The sequence below is a fragment of the Rhizobium sp. P38BS-XIX genome (assembly GCF_012641435.1).
Classification (GTDB): Bacteria; Pseudomonadota; Alphaproteobacteria; order Rhizobiales; family Rhizobiaceae; genus Rhizobium.
This window is the reverse complement of sequence record NZ_JABAIJ010000011.1, coordinates 1-19,333: the sequence shown is the minus strand read 5'-3', so window position 1 is coordinate 19,333 and position 19,333 is coordinate 1. Positions and strand designations below refer to the sequence as shown.

The 19,333-nt window shown below is 58.8% G+C and carries 16 protein-coding genes and 1 pseudogene; 8 read left to right on the top strand and 9 right to left on the bottom strand.

The genetic code is table 11. The features are described 5' to 3' along the window. Positions 1-8 precede the first annotated feature (8 nt). The 5 genes from HGP17_RS27150 to HGP17_RS27130 form a co-directional block, all read right to left on the bottom strand. Positions 9-938 carry a sugar phosphate isomerase/epimerase family protein gene (locus tag HGP17_RS27150; protein ID WP_168813814.1) on the bottom strand — a complete coding sequence of 310 codons (930 nt, stop codon included), beginning with the start codon at positions 936-938 and terminating at the stop codon, positions 9-11. 241 nt (positions 939-1,179) lie between these two features. Next, the gene (locus HGP17_RS27145; RefSeq protein ID WP_168813812.1) at positions 1,180-2,250 is read right to left on the bottom strand and encodes a LacI family transcriptional regulator; all 1,071 of its coding nucleotides are present in this window, start codon (positions 2,248-2,250) and stop codon (positions 1,180-1,182) included. 473 nt (positions 2,251-2,723) lie between these two features. Continuing rightward, complete coding sequence (locus tag HGP17_RS27140; protein ID WP_168813810.1) at positions 2,724-3,518, bottom strand: aldolase/citrate lyase family protein; 795 nt, start codon at positions 3,516-3,518, stop codon at positions 2,724-2,726. Positions 3,519-3,892: 374 nt separating this feature from the next. After that, complete coding sequence (gene rhaI, locus HGP17_RS27135) at positions 3,893-5,185, bottom strand: L-rhamnose catabolism isomerase (RefSeq protein ID WP_168813808.1); 1,293 nt, start codon at positions 5,183-5,185, stop codon at positions 3,893-3,895. A 64-nt stretch (positions 5,186-5,249) separates the two neighbouring features. Further along, complete coding sequence (locus tag HGP17_RS27130) at positions 5,250-7,346, bottom strand: bifunctional rhamnulose-1-phosphate aldolase/short-chain dehydrogenase (RefSeq protein ID WP_168813806.1); 2,097 nt, start codon at positions 7,344-7,346, stop codon at positions 5,250-5,252. Between the two features lie 206 nt (positions 7,347-7,552). On the opposite strand from HGP17_RS27130, the gene HGP17_RS27125 reads away from it, so the two are divergent. From HGP17_RS27125 to HGP17_RS27095, 7 genes are all read left to right on the top strand, one after another. After that, entirely contained in the window at positions 7,553-8,365 is an 813-nt protein-coding gene (locus HGP17_RS27125; RefSeq protein WP_168813804.1) for a DeoR/GlpR family DNA-binding transcription regulator, read from the top strand. Between the two features lie 53 nt (positions 8,366-8,418). Beyond that, positions 8,419-9,414 carry a rhamnose ABC transporter substrate-binding protein gene (gene rhaS, locus HGP17_RS27120; protein WP_168813802.1) on the top strand — a complete coding sequence of 332 codons (996 nt, stop codon included), beginning with the start codon at positions 8,419-8,421 and terminating at the stop codon, positions 9,412-9,414. Between the two features lie 73 nt (positions 9,415-9,487). Then, positions 9,488-11,023 carry a sugar ABC transporter ATP-binding protein gene (locus tag HGP17_RS27115; RefSeq protein ID WP_168813800.1) on the top strand — a complete coding sequence of 512 codons (1,536 nt, stop codon included), beginning with the start codon at positions 9,488-9,490 and terminating at the stop codon, positions 11,021-11,023. A 10-nt stretch (positions 11,024-11,033) separates the two neighbouring features. Further along, positions 11,034-12,038 (top strand): ABC transporter permease, encoded by a 1,005-nt coding sequence (locus HGP17_RS27110; protein WP_168813798.1) that lies wholly within the window; start codon positions 11,034-11,036, stop codon positions 12,036-12,038. Further along, on the top strand, positions 12,035-13,051 hold the full coding sequence (locus HGP17_RS27105; protein WP_168813796.1) for an ABC transporter permease: 1,017 nt from the start codon (positions 12,035-12,037) through the stop codon (positions 13,049-13,051). Before HGP17_RS27110 ends, HGP17_RS27105 begins: the two co-directional genes overlap by 4 nt. After that, on the top strand, positions 13,048-13,374 hold the full coding sequence (rhaM, locus tag HGP17_RS27100; RefSeq protein ID WP_168813794.1) for an L-rhamnose mutarotase: 327 nt from the start codon (positions 13,048-13,050) through the stop codon (positions 13,372-13,374). The genes HGP17_RS27105 and rhaM overlap by 4 nt, the downstream gene beginning before the upstream one ends. Beyond that, entirely contained in the window at positions 13,371-14,753 is a 1,383-nt protein-coding gene (locus HGP17_RS27095; protein WP_168813792.1) for an FGGY-family carbohydrate kinase, read from the top strand. The genes rhaM and HGP17_RS27095 overlap by 4 nt, the downstream gene beginning before the upstream one ends. Here HGP17_RS27095 and HGP17_RS27090 read toward each other — a convergent pair. Beyond that, on the bottom strand, positions 14,750-15,574 hold the full coding sequence (locus tag HGP17_RS27090; RefSeq protein ID WP_168813789.1) for an aminoglycoside phosphotransferase family protein: 825 nt from the start codon (positions 15,572-15,574) through the stop codon (positions 14,750-14,752). The two genes, HGP17_RS27095 and HGP17_RS27090, sit on opposite strands and share 4 nt — an antisense overlap. 399 nt (positions 15,575-15,973) lie before the next feature. On the opposite strand from HGP17_RS27090, the gene HGP17_RS27085 reads away from it, so the two are divergent. Next, a complete protein-coding gene (locus HGP17_RS27085) occupies positions 15,974-17,080 on the top strand; it encodes a branched-chain amino acid ABC transporter substrate-binding protein (RefSeq protein ID WP_168813788.1) in 1,107 nt (368 codons plus the stop codon). Positions 17,081-17,165: 85 nt separating this feature from the next. Here HGP17_RS27085 and HGP17_RS27080 read toward each other — a convergent pair whose 3' ends face one another. The 3 genes and pseudogenes from HGP17_RS27080 to HGP17_RS27070 all read right to left on the bottom strand — a co-directional run. Further along, positions 17,166-17,990: a sugar phosphate isomerase/epimerase gene (locus tag HGP17_RS27080; RefSeq protein ID WP_168813786.1), complete on the bottom strand. Its 825-nt coding sequence runs from the start codon at positions 17,988-17,990 to the stop codon at positions 17,166-17,168. A 30-nt stretch (positions 17,991-18,020) separates the two neighbouring features. Next, positions 18,021-19,196, bottom strand: coding sequence for a dihydrodipicolinate synthase family protein (locus tag HGP17_RS27075; protein ID WP_168813784.1), 1,176 nt, complete (start codon positions 19,194-19,196; stop codon positions 18,021-18,023). Between the two features lie 15 nt (positions 19,197-19,211). Further along, positions 19,212-19,333, bottom strand: a pseudogene (locus tag HGP17_RS27070) (gfo/Idh/MocA family oxidoreductase); the annotation flags it as partial.

The window sequence follows — 19,333 nt, the reverse complement described above, 5'->3', positions numbered from 1 at the left end:
ATTGACCTTTAGGAAATGGTGATATCGAGTTCAGCCGCAGCGGCGCGCAGATAGTCCATCCCGCGTCGCATTTCGTCGTCGAATTCCGGCGTCGCTTCGCGGAAATGGGTCCAGTGGGAAGCTCCCGGCGCATCCTCCAGCTCGAGCGTAATCGGGCCGGAATAGCCGATCGTCTGAAGTGCTGCGAAAATTGCCTTCCAATCGATCTTGCCACGCCCCGGGCGCCAATGGGCATTGGTGTGGCCCTCATTGTCGGAAAAATGCGTGTTGAAGATGCGGTTGCCGAGTGCGAGCACGACATAATGCGGCATATCGCCGGCCGGAAAGAGATGGCTCGGATCGAAATTCAAGCCCAGATTGGCCGCACCTGTACGCTCGATCAAACGCAACATGCCCTGACCTGAACTGACCCACCGGTAGGGATGCGGCTCGATGGCCACCCGCAACCCCGCGGAGGCTGCGATCTCACATGCCTGGTCGAAGCCATCAACCACAGCTTCGTATTCGCCGGTCCAATCCCATTGCGGCTCGACGGCTGCGCTCCACTCCTGCGAAATGGGTCGCTGCAGGATCGGCTTGACGTCGGACTGGAAAGGATAGGGCGTCATGCTGGTAACGATGGGTGTGCCGATCGCGGCCGCAACGTCCATGCCGCGCTTGTAACCTTCAAGATCAACTTTGGAGACCGCCGCATTCGCCGCCCGGCTGAATGGCAGGTTGAAGAAAAAATTGGTGAGTACCAATCCTTCTCCGTCAGCAATCGCCTTGAGCTCGCGAATGGTCTCCGGCGTGTAGTAGGCAAGCATGTCCACCGACCATGCCGTGAGTTCAAACCCCTTGCAGCCCGTTCGCGCAAGTCGCCGCAGCGGCGCCTGATAGGGCGGGTTCCAGTTGAACGTCCAGATTGGCGATCCGAAAAAAAGCGAGCCCTGGCTCACGTCACCCTCCCTTGGAATGCGGATCTATGCTCACGGCATGGCCTCCGCGCCGACACCGATATGCCTTGCCGGCAAGCCTCCTCGCTTCAATCCGGCAATTCGTAACGTTACGATTATTAAAAACACACCAGCTGTCAACAGCTTATTTTCTGGTATATCAGCACAAAAACCTGACGGGTTTCAAAATTCGTAACGTTACGAATGCTTTCTCTGCGTCTGCTCACACCGGACTATTTATCATTCAGGCGTGAAACGTCTGGCTATGATGATCCACAAAGACGGCGCGGACAACTTCGCTGAGCTCACCAGGATTTTCACCGGCGATAGCCCGGTGCAGAAAAGCCGCCAATCGTTCGCCAACGGCATGGTTGGAGTAATGGAACGTACTGAGCGGCGGATTGAAAAAACCGGGTAACGCCGTGCCGCCATAGGTGATCAGCGCAAAATCCTTGCCCACCTCTCGCCCGACATCGCGCAAGCCCGCAAGAAAGCCCAGAGCCGCCTCTTCGCTCGCCACGAAAGCTGCGGTGGCATCTGGTTTCAAGGCCATGATGCCCTTTGCCATATCGCGCCCATTGTCGGGCGTGGTCGTCGTAACATAAATGCAATCATCCTGAGCCTGAAGATTGCGCTCGGCAAACGTCTTGCGCCAACCGCGAACGAATTGCAGCCCATAGGTGAAGTCATGGCTAGGCGCAATCAGCAAAGGCATGGAATGCCCCGCATCCAGGAGCAGACGCGCAGCCTCGGCACCAATCACCTCATGATCGAGATCGATACTGGGATGCACGCTCAAAAGCTCGGTACGCCCGAAGGTAACAAAGGGCATGCCGACCTCCAGCAGATATTTGACGCGATCGTCCTGTGGGGTCGTATGGGTGATGACAATGCCGTCCACCGATCCCTCCTCGACAATATCGCGCACCGTCGCAAGAGGGTCATCCGCTTGCAATTGCGGAACGATTGTCGTCCGATATCCTCGCGCCTTCATGTATCGCGATGCGCCTTCGATCAGCGAGGCAACGACGATGTTCATTTCCCCCTCGCGCCCGAATGGAAGTACGATGCCGATGGCGTGGGTTTTGCCCGTGCGCAGGTTGATGCCGCCAAGATTTGGGCGATAACCGAGCTCACCCGCAACGCGCTTGACCAATTCGATCGTTTCGCGATTGACTTCGGGACCTTCCTTGAGGGCGCGGCTGACTGTCGTAACCGAAAGACCGAGCGCTGTCGCAACCGTCCGCAGCGTCACGCGCTGGCCTGCCTCCCGCCGCAAACCGCGTCCAACAGACAATCCCTGTAGTTTCGACAAATTATTTCGCTCCGCCATCTCAGCGGGAGAATGCCCCCTGACCGGCGAGGATGCAAGCATGGGCTGCCGCCCAAACTAGGCGTGGAGAGTCTACAATGCACCGCTCGTATGCAACCTTAGGCATTAATATTCAGGATCCGTTCAGAAAATCAATTTTAAGATGCAACCGTTTTCATCTTTCTGTTCCTGGGGGAAATCATGGATAAATATACGAGAGTTGTTTTGACGGTCATCGCCGTATCGCTTGTCGCCATCGCGATCCAAAATACGATCACGCCCGCGAAAGCGCGCAGCAGTTGTGGCGAAGAGTCTTACAATCCTTGCTATGTCAAGCTTGTCAACTGACAAGCCCGGCACTCATCGCTGAGCATTCCAGCGTCTAGATCTGCCAACGCAATGGCAGATCTAGACGTGACACCCAACGTCATGGAATGAACCGCATATCCCAAAGCCGTTGATGCACGGCTGTCACGTCACACTTGGCCAGCGCTTTTCCGCGCCGCCTGAATGGCAGTGCGCGCACCAGCCCTGAGTTGCGCCGTTTCCGTGCCGGCAATAACCAGATCGAGGCCAAGCTTCAGATATTCTCCGGCACGGGCGCCATCGCCGCCAAAAGCACAGATCACCTTGCCGTGGGCGCGGCAGCGTGCAAGCGCAGTTGCCAGCGCCTGGTCGATCGCGGCGCTGTCGGGGGCCAACCGGGCGCCATTCGAAAGCGCAATGGATAGATCCGAGGGGCCAACAAAAATGCCGTCGATACCGTCGACGGCCAGAATTTCATCGATGGCATCCAGAGCCGTTCGGGTTTCCACCATGGCAATCGTGACGGTCAGGCTATTTGCGCTCTGCAAATAGTCTTCAGCCGGAATGCCGAAATGATTGAGCGCAAGGGAAGGCCCCCAACTACGCTCGCCGAGCGGCGGATATTTCGTCGCCTTCACCAGGGCACGGGCATCATCTGCAGAATTGATCATCGGTGCAATGATGGCGGAAGCACCTGCGTCCAGAAGCCGCGAAGCCGACGCGAAATCGCCAACGGGGATACGGGCGATTGCCGGCTTTCCGGCCAACCTGACATGGGCAATGCCGCTTGCAGCAGACGTCATGTCCCACATGCCATGCTGCATATCGAGCACGACGGTATCGAAATCTTCCTGTGCCAGGTGATTGACGAGCATCGGATCGGGAATACCGACCCAACCGGAGATCATGCCGCCATTCTCGCGGCGCTTCAGACGCCCGGCAAAACCGTTAATATCAGTCGTCATCGTCTTTCCTCACCTATCGAAAACAGGCTCTGTCAATGAAGGTAGCAGGTGCTGCCAAATCACGGCGAACCATTTGCAATCGACCATACTCAATTCCCGTAGCCGGGCCACTCGAAAGTGAATTCACGGCGGATATAAATCTGGAAGACAAAAGCACCATGCCCGGAACCGAGCCTTCCGACGTCGATATCGAACTTGCCAAACGAACATGACAAATATGCAGGTATCTTCAGTATCTTGAGGAGCGACGCAGCATTGGCGTACACATGCGAGCCGAATATGGAGATCGCTCATAACCGATCATGAGCGATCGCGAGGGGCCGGTCACCGGAGAGCCATCGAATGCCGAACGCGTCCGCCGGCAATCGAGCATATCAGATGATGCCGCCGCTACCGGCGACCGAGGCGGGCCGCTCCGCGGCAACCTTGCGGCGATAGCCGCTCTGCCGATAGGTAGCGACCGGATCGATCGCACCACCGGCCCGGCGGCGCGCTTCGGCGAGGATGGGCTCGACATCGGCGCGATAGGCACGCTTCAGCGTCTCCGAGGCCATCAGGGCGTCATTTGCTTCCTGATAATCGCCGAGTGCATTGCGATCGACGATCAGCGCCTGGGCATAGGCACGACGGATCTCGTTGGCGCTGGAAATAAGGCTCTCGATCGGGTCCGTGACGTTGTGCGACTGGTCGATCATGTGGGCCGGATTGAAGTCGTTGACGCCACGGCGCTCGGCATCGACCAGTTCGTTGAAGACGAGGAACAGACGATAAGGCTCGATCGCACCGGCGTCGAGATCGTCGTCGCCATACTTGGAATCGTTGAAGTGGAAGCCTCCGAGCTTGCCGAACTGAATAAGGCGCGCGACGATCATCTCGATATTCGTGTTCGGCGCGTGATGACCGAGGTCGACAAGGCAATGCGCCTTGGGGCCGAGCGTCTGCGCGATCAGATAGTTGGTGCCCCAATCCTGAACCACAGTCGAATAGAAGGCCGGCTCGTACATTTTATGTTCGGAGAACAGGCGCCAGTCATCCGGTAGCGCCTTGTAGATATCGGCCATGGCGGCGAGATAGCGCTCGAACGCCTTGGTGAAATTCGTCTGGCCGGGGAAATTCGAGCCGTCACCGATCCATACAGTCAGCGCCTTCGAGCCGATCGCCTCGCCGATCTCGATGCATTCGATGTTGTGCTCGACGGCCTGGGCGCGGGTTGCCGCATCGACATGGCTGAGCGAGCCGAACTTGTAGGAATGTGCCTGGCCCGGCGCATCCGAGAAGGTGTTGGAGTTCATGGCATCGAAGCCAAGGCCGAGTGCCTCGCCCTTGGCCTTCAGTTCACGCGGATCGGCCTTGTCCCAGGGAACATGCAGCGAAACCCTGGGCGTCGCGCGGGTCAGCTGCTGGATGACGGCGCAATCGTCGAGCTTGTCGAAAATACCGCGCGGCTCGCCGGTGCCGGGAAAACGGGCAAAGCGCGTACCGCCGGTACCGACCCCCCAGGAAGGGACGGCAACGAAGAATTCCGATACCTTCTTCGTGACGGCCTCGATATCAACGCCACGACGGGCAAGCGTGGCGCCGAGCGCCTCATAATCGGATTTCAGCGCAGCGGCGCGCTTGTCGTTTTCTGCAGCAACCAGATCGGGCGCAATTCTAAACTCGGCCATTCTTTCCTCCCAAACGATGAAGGCCCGCGCCGGCAAAGATAGCGGCGGCGCAGGCTATTTGAAATCAGCGCGTGAAGCTCTGCGCGTTGCCGGCGTCAACGTTGATGATATTGCCGGTCGATTTGGCGGAGAGGTCCGAGGCCAGGAAATAGATTGCCTCGGCAATGTCCTCGGGCAGGACATTGAGCTTCAGCATCGAACGCTTGCGGTAATGTTCCTCCAGCTCGTCCACCTCGATCTTGGAGGAGGCCGCGCGCTGCTCGCGCCATTCACCGTTCCAGATCTTCGAGCCGCGCAGAACGGCGTCGGGATTGACGGTGTTCACACGGATACCCGCTTCCGCGCCCTCCAGTGCCAGGCAGCGGGCGAGATGGATTTCGGCGGCCTTGGCCGTGCAGTAGGCAGCGGCATTCGGCGACGAGGCCAGGCCGTTCTTCGATGCGACAAAGACGACGTTGCCGCCTAGGTTTTGCCGTCGGAATAGGCGGAAGGCTTCACGCGACACGAGGAAGTATCCGGTCGCGAGAATATCCATGTTGCGGTTCCACATCGAAAGCTCGGTGCTTTCGATCGGCGCGGACGATGCAATGCCGGCATTCGACACGAGAATGTCGACGCCACCAAACTCGACGCAAGCCTCGACGAAGGAGGAGATGACGGCATCTTCCTTCGTCACGTCGAGCTTGACACTTCGCACGGCGTCGGCACCGAACATTTTCGCAAAGTCTGCCTGGGTACTCTCAAGTGCTGCCTGGTCGATGTCAGCCAGAACAACGCAAGCACCCTCGCCCACCAGGCGCGCGGCCGTGGCGCGGCCGATGCCGCCGGCACCGCCGGTCACGAAGGCAACGCGGCCGGCAAGGCTCTTCGGCTTCGGCATGCGCTGCAGCTTCGCCTCCTCCAGCAGCCAGTATTCGATATCGAAGGCTTCCTGCTCGGGCAGACCCTGATATTCGGACACCGTGGATGCGCCGCGCATGACGTTGATGGCGTTGACGTAGAATTCGCCGGCTATGCGGGCGGTTGCCTTATCACGAGCGAAAGACAGCATGCCGACGCCTGGAACGAGGAAGATCACCGGGTTCGGATCGCGCATGGCAGGCGAATTGTCGTGCTTGCAATCATTATAATAGCGTGCGTAGTTGGCGCGATAGTCCTCCAGCGCCTTGTCGAGACCAGCGATCACGGCGTCGACATCGGGCTTCGCCGGATCGAAGTCGACGATCAACGGGCGGATCTTCGTGCGCAGGAAATGATCCGGGCAGCTGGTGCCGAGCGCGCCGAGCGGGCGGAGGCTCTTCGAATTGACGAATTCGAGCACGGCGTTCTGATCATCGAAATCACCGAGCTTGCGCTCTGCCTTGCCGATGCGGCCGCGAATCTCAGGCATCAGCCGGGCGGCGATGGCGCGGCGTTCCGCCTGCGGCAGGCTTTCGACCACCGAACCACCGAAAATGGTCTTGCCTTCGGTCTTGGCGGCAAACCATTCGATCGCCTTGTTGATGGTCTGAAGGGTCAGCTCGTAGCATTCCTTCGCATCATTGGCCCAGGTGAAAAGACCATGGCTTTCGAGGACAACGCCCTTGGAATTCGGATGCGCCTTGACGAAGGCTTCAAGATCGAGCCCGAGCTGGAAGCCCGGACGACGCCACGGGAGCCAGCCGATGTCATCGCCAAAAATTTCGCGTGTCAGGTCGCGCGAATTCTTCGAAGCGGCGATGGCGATGATCGCGTCGGGATGCATGTGATCGACATGGGTGAACGGCACAAAGCCATGCAGCGGCGTATCGATGGAAGCGGCGCGAGCATTGAGGTTGAAGGTGCAATGCGGCAGGAAGCCGACCATACGATCTTCGTCGGCGACACCCTGATAGATGTTCTTCAGGCTGTCGAGCTTGTCCTGATAGAGCGTGGCGAAGCCATCGAGCTTGATGGTGCCGACATCGCCACCGGAGCCCTTGACCCACAATACCCTAACCTTTTCGCCCGAGAGCGGGTCGGTTTCCATGACCTTGGCCGAGGTGTTGCCGCCGCCGTAGTTGGTGATACGCTTGTCGGCACCGAGCAGATTCGACCGATAAAGCAGCTTGCCCGGCTCATCGAGTCCATCAGCATATGCATCATCCCAACGGTTCTTCAGAAGCTGAACGTCAGCCGCCATATCATCCTCCCTTGAAATCAAGTCTTCGGGCGGATCAAACCAGGATGGAGCCGCCCTTTGTGAGCAGGATATCGCTCACCCACCGTCGCTTTGTCAATCGAAAACGATCAAAAACGATAATGTTGCGATGCAATATGAAAGTTTATGATCGTTTATGATTGACACATTGTCATATTTACGAAATAACCGCCCTCAAGGAGGAGCCGATGCACGAACGTGAACGCCATCGCATTATTCTGAGCGCCGTACAGGAAAAGTCTGTGGTGACGATTCAGGATATATCGGAGCTGACAGAGGCTTCGGAAGCGACGATACGCCGTGATATCGCCGCCCTGCATGTTCAGGGAAAGATCCGCCGTGTGCGCGGCGGCGCAGAATCGATTCATCCTCCGCAGCTTGGCAATCTGGCGGCACGGCCTTTCCGCGTCTCTGAAGCCGTCAATATCGATAGGAAACGCGCAATTGCGCGCAAGGCCGCCGAACTCTGCAATCCAGGCGACGCCATCATCATCAATGGTGGAACGACGACGTTCCAGCTGGTGCATTACATCTCGGCCTTCCGGCTTCAGGTAATGACGAACTCATTCGCTATTGCCGAGCATCTGGTCAAACATTCGAAAAACACCGTGACGGTGCCGGGTGGCGCGATTTATCGCGAGCAGAGTCTGATCCTCTCGCCGTTCGACAATGACACCATTCGCAATTTCTATGCCCGGCGCATGTTCATCGGCGCCCAGGGCGTCGGCCCGCTTGGCGTCATGGAGGCCGACGCTCTGGTCATCCAGAGCGAGCAGAAGCTCATGCGCCAGGCCGACGAACTCGTCGTCATGGTGGATTCGAGCAAGTTCCGTCAGCGCTCCAGCCTGATCCTTTGCCCGCTCGAACAGGTCTCGACCATCATCACCGATGACGGCATTTCGCCCGATACCGTTCGCATGATCGAAGACGCGGGCATTTCACTCATTATCGCGAATGTTTCGGCTCAGGCCGAGGAGGAAGATTCCCCGTCAGTCGCATGAGAAGCGCGGCTCAGGTGGGGTGAGCATACCTATTAACTTTGGGAGGAAGTGACATGAATATAGCAAAGAAACTGGCGCTTGGGGTTGCGCTCGCCGCCACGCTTTTCGCCGGCGCGGCCAGTGCAAAAGATATCAAGATCGGTCTCGTGGTAAAGTCGCTGGGCAACGGCTTCTTTGAAGCCGCCAACAAGGGCGCCCAGGAAGCTGCCAAGGATCTCGGCGGCGTGCAGGTGATCTACACCGGCCCGACCTCGACCACGGCCGAAGGCCAGATCGAAGTGATCAACTCGTTGATCGCACAGGGCGTCGATGCCATCGCGATTTCCGCAAACGATCCCGACGCCGTTGTGCCTGCCCTCAAGAAAGCAGCGCAGCGTGGCATCAAGGTCATCTCCTGGGACTCCGGCGTCGCCAAGGCCGGCCGCATCCTGCAGCTGAACCCTTCGTCGAATGAGCTGATCGGCAAGATGTGCCTCACGCTCGCCAAGGATCATCTCGACGGCGGCAAGGGCGACTTCGCCATCCTGTCGGCAACGACCACCTCGACCAACCAGAACATCTGGATCGGCGAGATGAAGAAGCAGCTCAAGGATTTCCCGGGCCTCAACCTCGTCACGACCGTTTATGGTGACGATCTCTCGGACAAGAGCTATCGTGAAGCCCAGGGCCTCCTGACCTCGCACCCGGAAGTCAAGGTCATCGTCGCTCCGACAACCGTTGGCGTGCTCGCCGCATCGCAGGCCGTCAAGGATGCCGGCAAAATCGGCAAGGTCTACGTGACCGGTCTCGGCCTGCCGTCTGAAATGGCCGGCGCGATCAAGTCCGGCGCGACCAAGGAATTCGCGATCTGGAACCCGATCGATCTCGGCTATTCCGCAACCCAGATTGCCTATCGCCTCGTCAAGGGCGAGACCGACGGCAAGCCGGGCAGCGAGATCAATGCCGGCCGCATGGGCAAGATCAAGGTTGGCGAAAACGGCGAAGCCGCCATGGCCGATCCGTTCGTCTACAACGCTTCGAACATCGATCAGTTCTCCAAGGTTTTCTGATCGAAAATCGAACTCGCAGCTCTCCGGCGGCATCAGCCGCCGGACCTGGTTTCATTGATCCGGTACATTGCTGATGACCACAGTTCTTCAACGACCCTCGGCGGACGCACCTGCCGCGAACAATCAGGCCATTCTGGAAATGCGCGGCATTTCGCAGATCTTCCCCGGCGTCAAGGCGTTGGATGGCGTCAGCATTTCGCTCTATCCAGGCAAGGTCACCGCGCTCATCGGCGAAAACGGCGCCGGCAAATCCACCCTCGTCAAAATCCTGACCGGCATATACCGCCCGAACGAAGGCGAGATCCTTGTCGATGGCAAATCGACAGCTTTTGCCCATGCGCAGGCGGCCATCGATGCCGGCGTCACGGCGATCCATCAGGAAACGGTGCTATTCGACGAGTTGACCGTTGCCGAAAACATATTCCTCGGACATGCGCCACGCACATCCTGGCGCACCATCGACTGGAAGACGATGAACAATCGGTCGAAGGAGCTCCTGCTATCGCTCGAAAGCGCGATCGATCCCTCTACACGTCTGAAAGACCTCTCCATCGCGCAGCGCCACCTTGTCGCAATTGCACGCGCTTTGTCGATCGAGGCTCGTATCGTCATCATGGACGAGCCCACCGCCGCCCTTTCGCGCAAGGAGATCGATGATCTCTTTCGCATCGTCGAAGGTTTGAAGGCAAGGGGCAAGGCGATCCTGTTCATCAGCCACAAATTTGATGAACTCTATGAGATCGCAGACAATTTCGTCGTCTTTCGCGACGGCCGTGCCGTTGGTCATGGCGAGCTGAAAGCGACGCCGCAGGACGAGATCGTCCGTATGATGGTCGGACGCGATGTCGGCAACGCATTTCCCAAGGTTGAGGTATCGCTCGGCGATACCGTTCTCGAAGTCGAGAAATACTGTCACCGCACGGAGTTCCGCGACATTTCCTTCAAGCTGCGACGCGGCGAAATTCTCGGCGTCTACGGCCTGATCGGCGCCGGGCGCTCGGAGCTTTGTCAATCGCTCTTCGGCATCACCAGACCGCTCTCGGGCCGCCTGACGCTGGACGGTCGGGAAATCCAGATCCGATCGCCTCAGGATGCTATCGGCGCCGGCATCGTCTACGTGCCGGAAGAGCGTGGCCGTCACGGCTTGGCGCTGCCGATGCCGATCTATCAGAATATGTCGCTACCCTCTCTCGGGCGGACATCGCGGAAGGGCTTCCTGAAGGCGGCCAACGAATTCGCTCTTGCCCGCAAATATGCCGAACGGCTCGATCTGCGCGCCGCCGCCCTATCCGTGCCAGTCGGCACGCTGTCAGGCGGCAATCAGCAGAAGGTGGTCATCGGCAAATGGCTGGCGACACAGCCGAAGATCATCATCCTCGACGAACCCACCAAGGGGATCGACATCGGCTCGAAGGCAGCCGTTCATGGCTTCATCAGCGAGCTGGCGGCTGAAGGCCTCAGCATCATCATGATCTCTTCCGAACTGCCCGAGATTATCGGCATGGCGGATCGGGTGCTCGTTATGAAAGAGGGCCTGTCGGCCGGTCTTTTTGACCGCGGGGAGCTGACACCGGAAACACTCGTCCGTGCCGCCACGGGAAATGCATAGGGAGAGCCGGATGCCACGTATCCTCAAAAGACGAGAGACCCTGCTCTTCATTATTATCGTCGTGATGATAGCCGGGTTCGCAATGCGAGCAGCCGGTTTTGCCGAGCCCGCCAACCTCGCCAACATCTTCAACGACACCTCAATCCTCATCATCCTGGCCCTTGCCCAGATGACGGTCATCTTGACGAAATCGATCGATCTGTCCGTCGCAGCCAACCTGGCGCTGACGGGCATGGCGGTCGCGATGCTGAACGCGGCCTATCCCGATATTCCGCTGGTCGCGCTCGTCGTCACGGCAATCCTGATGGGTGCGGTTCTCGGCGCCATCAACGGCTATCTCGTCTGGGCCTTGGAAATCCCGCCAATTGTCGTCACGCTCGGAACCCTGACAATCTATCGCGGCATGGCGTTTGTCTTGTCGGGGGGTGCCTGGGTCAATGCGCATCAGTTCACGCCGATATTCCTGAACGTACCGCGCACACAGCTTCTCGGCCTGCCGGTGCTTGCGTGGATCGGCATCGCGATCGTGCTGATGATGTTTCTGGTGCTGCGCTATACGCAGTTCGGCCGCTCGGCCTATGCGAGCGGCGGCAATCCGGTAGCCGCCGTCTATGCCGGCATCGATGTCGGCTGGACGCGGTTCCTCGCCTTCGTTCTGTCTGGCGCACTTGCAGGCCTCAGCGGCTATCTCTGGGTCTCGCGCTATGCGGTGGCTTATGTCGACATCGCAAACGGCTTCGAGCTCGACAGCGTGGCGGCCTGCGTCATCGGCGGCATTTCGATCGCAGGCGGTGTCGGTTCGGTTGCTGGCGCCGTGTTGGGCGCCCTTTTCCTCGGCGTCATTAAAAATGCGCTCCCGGTGATCGGTATCTCTCCGTTCACGCAGATGGCAATCTCCGGCACCGTCATCATCCTTGCGGTCGTCTTCAACGCCCGGCGCGAGCGCAATCGTGGTCGCATCATCCTCAGGGATCAGGCAGCAAAAGACACCGCCAGCGAGGGAGCAATCGCATGACCAACGCTTCGCAAGCGACAACGGCGGAAAAGCGCGCCATTCCGGATCGCCTCGGCACTCCTTTCAAACGTATTTTGTCGAGCTGGGAAACGCTGCTCTTTGGCGTCGCGGTCGTGATCTTCATCTTCAATTCGCTGGCCTCGCCTTATTTTCTGGATCCCTTCAATCTTTCGGACGCCACCTTCAACTTTACCGAAAAGGCGATGATCGCCTTTGCCATGGCGCTGCTTGTCATATCAGGTGAAATCGACCTATCGGTCGCAGCCATCATTGCGCTCGCCTCGACAGCCATGGGCGCCGCCGCGCAAGTCGGCGTCGACACGCCCGGCCTCGTCGCGATCGGCATCGGCGTCGGTCTGGTCTGCGGCATCTTCAATGGCTTCCTCGTCTCCGTGATGAAGCTGCCGTCGATCGTCGTTACCATCGGCACGATGAGCCTGTTTCGCGGCATTTCCTACATCGTGCTCGGCGACCAAGCCTATGGCAACTATCCGGATAGTTTTGCCTATTTCGGCCAAGGTTATGTCGTCTGGGTCTTCTCGTTCGAATTCGTGCTGTTCATCGTGCTCGCGATTGCCTTTGCGATCCTGCTGCATGCAACGAATTTCGGCAGGCAGGTCTATACGATCGGCAACAATGATTTTGCCGCGCGCTTCTCGGGCATTCCGGTCGAGCGGGTGAAATTCATCCTGTTTCTCCTGACCGGCATCATGAGCGGCATCGCCGCCGTCTGCCTCACCTCGCGCCTTGGCTCCACGCGCCCCTCGATCGCGCTCGGCTGGGAGCTGGAAGTCGTGACCATGGTCGTACTCGGCGGCGTGTCGATCCTTGGCGGCTCAGGCACGATCGGCGGTGTCGTCATCGCCGCCTTCGTCATGGGGCTCGTCACTTTCGGTCTCGGTCTCCTCAACGTGCCTGGTATTGTCATGTCGATCTTCATTGGCCTCCTCCTTATCATCACCATTGCGTTGCCGATCGTCGCGCGGCGCCTGAAGACCATGAGCTCCAAATGACCGCTGCGCTGGAACGGCATGCCTTCAAGATGAAGCTCAACCCCGGGATGGAAGCGGAATACCGGAAGCGCCACGACGAAATCTGGCCGGAGCTGGTGGACCTGCTGCATCATGCGGGAGCGAGCGACTATTCCATTCATCTCGATCGCGAGACGAACACGCTCTTCGGCGTACTGACGCGACCAAAGGATCACGCCATGGCAAGCCTGCCCGAGCATCCCGTCATGAAGAAATGGTGGGCGCACATGGCCGATATCATGGCGACCAATGCCGATAATTCGCCCGTTCAGAGTGATCTCGTCACGGTCTTTCATCTGCCATGAGCATCGAGACAGATTATCGTCATATCGCTGTGATCGACATCGGTAAAACCAACGCCAAGGTGGTCGTGCTTGATGCCGCGACGGGCGCAGAGATCGCCGCCGCCAGGATGGCAAACACCGTCGTCAAATCCGGGCCTTATCCGCATTACGATATAGAAGCGCTTTGGGATTTCATCGTTTCAGCGCTCAAGAACTTTGTCGGCAAGCCGGGAATCGATGCCATATCGATCACCACACACGGCGCCTGCGCGGCAATGCTTTGCGCTGACGGCAGACTTGCCATGCCGGTTCTCGACTATGAGCACGGCTATCCCCAGGCGGTTCAAGATGCCTATAGGCAGTTGCGGCCGGATTTTGCCGAGACGTTTTCGCCGAGCTTGTCGGTCGGGCTTAATGTCGGGGCACAGATCCATTATCTGAAAAACGCCTTTCCCAAGGATTTCACACGCGTCGCGGCGATCCTTAGCTACCCGCAATATTGGGCATTCCGGTTGACCGGCATCGTCGCCAATGAGGTGACATCGCTGGGCTGCCACACCGATCTATGGAATCCGACCACGCGAAGCTATTCCTCTCTCGTCGATACGCTTGGAATTCACGATCTCATGGCACCGGTGCGTTCGGCTTTCGATGTGCTCGGTCCAGTCATACCACCGCTCGCTGTCGATATGGAATTGGACAAGGAGTTGCCGGTTTACTGCGGCATTCATGATTCCAACGCTTCGCTTCTACCGCATCTGGTACAAAACGAGGCACCATTTGCCGTTGTTTCGACTGGAACGTGGGTGATCACTTTCGGTGTCGGGGGGGATCTCGACCATCTCGATCCCGAACGCGACGCATTGGCCAATGTCGACGCCTATGGTCGCGCCGTGCCATCAGCTCGTTTCATGGGTGGGCGCGAATTCGAGATCCTCATGGCCGAGATCGGAACCGCATCCGCCACGGCCATCGATGACGCTCTTGAAACGGTGATGGAAAAAGGTCTCATGCTTCTCCCCAACGTGGTCGAAGGATCCGGCCCGTTTCCCGGCAAAGCCATGCGCTGGATTGGTGAAGCTCAAAATCCTGCCGAGAGACTTGCTGCAGTCAGCCTTTACCTTGCGCTGATGACAGAGGCCTGCCTGACGTTGACAGGCGCTAAAGGACCGATATTCCTTGAAGGCCCATTCGCACTCAATCGCGCCTACATCACCGGGCTTGCCGCGGTGACGGCGCGGGAGGTTATCGCCTTGCCGGGCTCGACGGGAACCAGCCAGGGCGCGGCCCTCTTGACAGGCATTCACCCGCCTGAGGCCGTGAATATCAGGCCGATCCGCGCCGAACTGCGCGGCATGAGCCGCTATCGGCAAGCCTGGCACGATGCCTTGGTTGGTTAAAGGGCGATTGTACCGAGTTCTGCCGCAGCAATGTCTGCTACGCGAAGTGTGGAACGAGCAAGCTCATCCATGTCATCCTCGATCATCCAGGACGCCGAAAGGCCGGCCCAGGCGACGATCCATTGCAGCAGGCGCCGGCGCTCCAAACCCGCAGCCTCGGCAACAACACCAACTTGTCGTGCGAGACGGCCCGGGCTGGTTGCAACCGCGTTGTCAGGATTGCAAAAGAGGTTGGCGTAATCAAAACCGCGTTCCCCCACCAGACCTTTCGGGTCGATCGCAAGCCAGCCGCGCTCGCCGAAGTCCAGGAAGTTACCGTGATGCACATCGCCATGCAGCGCAACAATCTGCCGAGGCTCAGACAATAGCGCGTGGGCAGTCGCCGCAGACCGCGCAAAGGCGCCACCTTCACGGCTGCCTGCCTGCTCCAGCGAACGAAATCGACGCACGAGAGGGATCAACGACGGCAGAAACGGCTCGCGTCGAGCATGCAGCGCTGCGACCGCCTTGCAAATGATGCGGCTTGCCTCGTCGTCTTCACCGTGTCTCACCATTTCGACCAGAGATTGTCCCCCCGTCGCTCGCTCCAGCAAGATGGCATCGCCTTCATACGCAAGGGCACGGGCGGCACCGACGCCATTCCACCATATCATCAGCTGGGCACCCGATCTTTCCTCCGCAGCAAGCGCCACCTTGAGCATGGCAGCCTCGCCGTTCCGCCGCACCGGAAAAAGCTGGCTCGAATGCGTCACGATCGGATCGCCATCCGCGATCAGCTGCCAGAGATCAAAATAGGGTTTGGAAACGTCAAAGTCTGTCACCTGCCCAACGGCTCCTCAGTCTGTTACGTTGCGTATTGCTCGATATTTTCATGGCAGAATGAGGTTGGCGTTTTCAGCTTCAGCTGCTGCTGGATTCAGCAGTCATCTTTACTTAAGCCGCCGCGGCCGAGGCGCAACAACCATCCCTCGATGAGATTTTTTGGAAAATCGCTAAAATTGTCGCGACGAAGGTTATTTTCTTGCGGAATCGTCACATTTTTCCTACAGAAAATACCCTCATGGGGGCTTTCGAGATAAAAAAATGACCGAAGGCAAACATCGGCTTAAATATCAGCTCTGTCTTCTTGAAAAGAACGCCTTACGGCAGTTTGCGCGTCGAGACAGGCGATTGCGGGCGGGTTCAAAGGGCGCTGCCGCGCTCATCCAAGGAGAGAGAAAATGAGTCTGAAAACATTGACGGCCGCCACCTTCGTCGCTTCGCTGGCCTTCGCACCGCTCGCGCATGCAGACATCACAATCGGCCTCATCGCACCGCTGACCGGCCCGGTCGCGGCCTACGGCGAACAGGTCAAGAACGGCGCGCAGACAGCCGTGGACGAAATCAACAAGAGCGGCGGCGTTCTCGGCCAGAAGCTCGTTCTGAAGCTTGGCGATGATGCCGGCGACCCGAAGCAGGGCGTATCGGTCGCCAACGGTTTTGTCGGCGAAAGCATCCATTTCGTCGTCGGCCCGGTTACGTCAGGCGTTGCCATTCCGGTTTCCGACGCGCTGTCCGAAAACGGCATTCTGATGGTTACGCCGACGGCAACCGCTCCGGACCTGACCAATCGCGGCCTCACCAACATTCTGCGCACCTGCGGTCGTGACGACCAGCAGGCGACGGTTGCCGCCGAATATGTCCTGAAGAACTTCAAGGACAAGAAGATCGCAATCATCAACGACAAGGGCGCCTACGGCAAAGGTCTCGCCGACGCCTTCAAGGCAACCCTGAACAAGGGTGGTGTTACGGAAGTCGTCAACGACTCGCTGACGGCAGGCGAAAAGGACTACAGCGCGCTGACATCGAAGCTGAAGCAGGCTGGTGTCGAAGTCATCTATTTCGGCGGCTATCATCCGGAAGCAGGTCTGCTTGCCCGCCAGCTGCATGACATCTCGGTCAAGGCACAGATCATCGGCGGCGACGGCCTTTCCAACACGGAATACTGGGCGATCGCCAACGACTCTGCGGCCGGCACTCTTTTCACGAATGCTTCCGATGCCCTGAAGAACCCTGCTTCGCAGAGCGCGGTTGCCGCTCTCAAGGCAAAGAATATCCCGGCTGAAGCTTTCACGCTCAACGCTTACGCTGCCGTGGAAGTGCTGAAGGCTGGCATCGAGAAGGCCGGCAAGGCTGATAACGCAGAAGCCGTCGGCACGGCTCTCAAGAAGGGCGAACCGATCGACACCGCGATCGGCAAGGTTACCTACGGCGAAACCGGCGACCTCACCTCGCAGAGCTTCTCGCTCTACAAGTGGGAAGGCGGCAAGATCGTTTCGGCCGAATAAGCCGTCGCATCATCACTTAACGATAGAGCCGGGCCACTTGTTGGCCCGGCTTTTTGTTGCGCGTATTGATCAAACCGGGCGCGGCTCAGCAAACCTTGCGGAAGCGCTCGATGCAGGTGGACAAAACGTCCTCACCCGGTCGTTTCCACCAATTATTCTGGGAGAAAATCTCCACTTCCTGCAGGCCGGAAAAGCCTGCCTTCTCTATCTCGGCGCGGATGCGCTTGAGATCGATGACGCCGTCACCCATCATGCCGCGATCCAGCAGCAGGTCCGTCGTCGGCACAAGCCAGTCGCAAATATGATGCGCCAGAATACGGCCTCCGGCGCCGGCACGCGCAATCTGCTCGTGAAGCTTCGGATCCCACCAGACGTGGTAGACATCGATGGCAACGCCGATGCCGTCGCCAAGAAGATCGCAGATATCAAGCGCTTGCTCCAGCGTGTTCACGCAGGCGCGGTCGGCAGCATACATGGGATGAAGCGGCTCGATCGCGAGTGGAATTCCGGCGTTGCGCGCGTGCGGAAGGATCGCAGCAATACCGTCCGCGACCATTTCCCGAGCGTGAACGATATCCTTCGATCCCTCAGGCAAACCGCCAACGACGAGGACGAGACAATCGGCATTTAGCGCCGCTGCTTCATCGATTGCCCGCTTGTTGTCTTCGATTGCAGCCGCCCTGCCCTCGGCATTTGCGGCAGGAAACATGCCGCCGCGGCAAAGGCCGGTTACCTGCAGCTTATTGTCGGCGACGATGCGTGCGGCTTCTGAAAGCCCGATCTTATGCACCTGATCGCGCCAAGGTGCGATCGCGACGATATCCTGCTTCAAGCAGGCGTCCACCGCCTGCCGCATGTCATATTGCTGACGCACCGTCGCCAGGTTGATGGACAGTCCTTCTACGGCCATTCCGATGTTTCTCCCCGGTCCTCTTGGTCGCTATTCGATGCCGACAGTGGCAAGAATCGTCTTCATGCGATGCGCGGCCATATCCGGATCGCGTAGAACGCGGGCAGCATCCGCGAGCCTGAACAGCTCCGAAAGATGCTGGATCGAGCGGGTGCTCTGCTGACCGCCGAGCATCTGGAAATGGTTCTGGAAGCCATTGAGATAGGCGAGGAAAACGACGCCAGTCTTGTAAAAACGGGTCGGCGCCTTGAAGATATGGCGCGACAGCGGAACGGTCGGTGCCAATATCTCGTGGAACGCGTCGAGATCGTTTTCGGCAAGCTTTGCCAGGCCAGCGCTCGCGGCCGGCGCGATAGCATCGAAGATGCCAAGAAGCGCGTGCGAATAACCCTGCTCGTCGCCGGCGATCAGCTCTGCATAATTGAAATCGTCGCCCGTATACATCTTCACGGCCGGATCGAGCCGGCGACGCATGACGATTTCCTTTTCAGCCGACAGCAGTGAAATCTTCACGCCATCGACCTTGGCAGCATTCTGATTGATGATGGCGACAGCCGTATCCATCGCCTTCATGTCGTCGCTCGACCCCCAGTAACCCGCGAGCGCCGGATCGAACATCGAGCCGAGCCAATGGATCATGACAGGCTCCTTCACCTGTCCGAGGATGCGGTCATAGACGCGAATATAGTCGTCCGGGCTCTTTGCGGCGGCGGCGAGCGCGCGGCTCGCCATCAGAATGATCCGTCCGCCCTGCCCCTCGACATAGGCGATCTGCTCCTCGTAAGCGCGGATGACATCGTCGATCGTCACATCCGGCCCCGGCGGCAGGTGGTCGGTACCGGCGCCATAGGCAATCAGCGAATCCGAACGATTGCGGGCCGCCGATTGCGCATGGGCGATCAGCTCCTTTGCCCCGGTCCAATCGAGGCCCATGCCACGCTGCGCGGTATCCATGGCTTCCGCGACACCGAGGCCGAGATCCCAGAGATATTCGCGAAACGCAATGGTGCGCTCCCAGTCGATGTTACGGTCGAGCCAGGGATCATTGTCCGCCAGGGGATCGACGACGATATGGGCGGCGGCATAGGCCACGCGATTGAAACGATGGCCGCCTGCCGGCTTTTCCGGCGCGCTCAGCGGCGCATTGCTGATCGTGAAGTCGGCAAGCGCGCCGCCGACAGTTGGTAGACGAAGGCTTCTTGTCATGATCCTATCCCCTATTCACCGAGCGATTTTCGGGACATCGACCCACCGGCGCTCGGCCCAGCTTTGCTGGGCAAGCTCGGCAAGCTGGACACCCTTGGCGCCCTCGCGCAGCGTGTACTTCCACGGCGCATCCTCGG

What these genes read in the sequence shown, in the direction of transcription:
- rhaI (WP_168813808.1), bottom strand. Translation starts at nt 5,185, where the DNA reads ATGGCCGAGTTTAGAATTGCGCCCGATCTGGTTGCTGCAGAAAACGAC.
- HGP17_RS27140 (WP_168813810.1), bottom strand. Translation starts at nt 3,518, where the DNA reads ATGACGACTGATATTAACGGTTTTGCCGGGCGTCTGAAGCGCCGCGAG.
- HGP17_RS27080 (WP_168813786.1), bottom strand. Translation starts at nt 17,990, where the DNA reads ATGGCCGTAGAAGGACTGTCCATCAACCTGGCGACGGTGCGTCAGCAA.
- rhaS (WP_168813802.1), top strand. Translation starts at nt 8,419, where the DNA reads ATGAATATAGCAAAGAAACTGGCGCTTGGGGTTGCGCTCGCCGCCACG.
- HGP17_RS27085 (WP_168813788.1), top strand. Translation starts at nt 15,974, where the DNA reads ATGAGTCTGAAAACATTGACGGCCGCCACCTTCGTCGCTTCGCTGGCC.
- HGP17_RS27125 (WP_168813804.1), top strand. Translation starts at nt 7,553, where the DNA reads ATGCACGAACGTGAACGCCATCGCATTATTCTGAGCGCCGTACAGGAA.
- HGP17_RS27130 (WP_168813806.1), bottom strand. Translation starts at nt 7,346, where the DNA reads ATGGCGGCTGACGTTCAGCTTCTGAAGAACCGTTGGGATGATGCATAT.
- HGP17_RS27115 (WP_168813800.1), top strand. Translation starts at nt 9,488, where the DNA reads ATGACCACAGTTCTTCAACGACCCTCGGCGGACGCACCTGCCGCGAAC.
- HGP17_RS27110 (WP_168813798.1), top strand. Translation starts at nt 11,034, where the DNA reads ATGCCACGTATCCTCAAAAGACGAGAGACCCTGCTCTTCATTATTATC.
- HGP17_RS27105 (WP_168813796.1), top strand. Translation starts at nt 12,035, where the DNA reads ATGACCAACGCTTCGCAAGCGACAACGGCGGAAAAGCGCGCCATTCCG.
- HGP17_RS27095 (WP_168813792.1), top strand. Translation starts at nt 13,371, where the DNA reads ATGAGCATCGAGACAGATTATCGTCATATCGCTGTGATCGACATCGGT.
- rhaM (WP_168813794.1), top strand. Translation starts at nt 13,048, where the DNA reads ATGACCGCTGCGCTGGAACGGCATGCCTTCAAGATGAAGCTCAACCCC.
- HGP17_RS27075 (WP_168813784.1), bottom strand. Translation starts at nt 19,196, where the DNA reads ATGACAAGAAGCCTTCGTCTACCAACTGTCGGCGGCGCGCTTGCCGAC.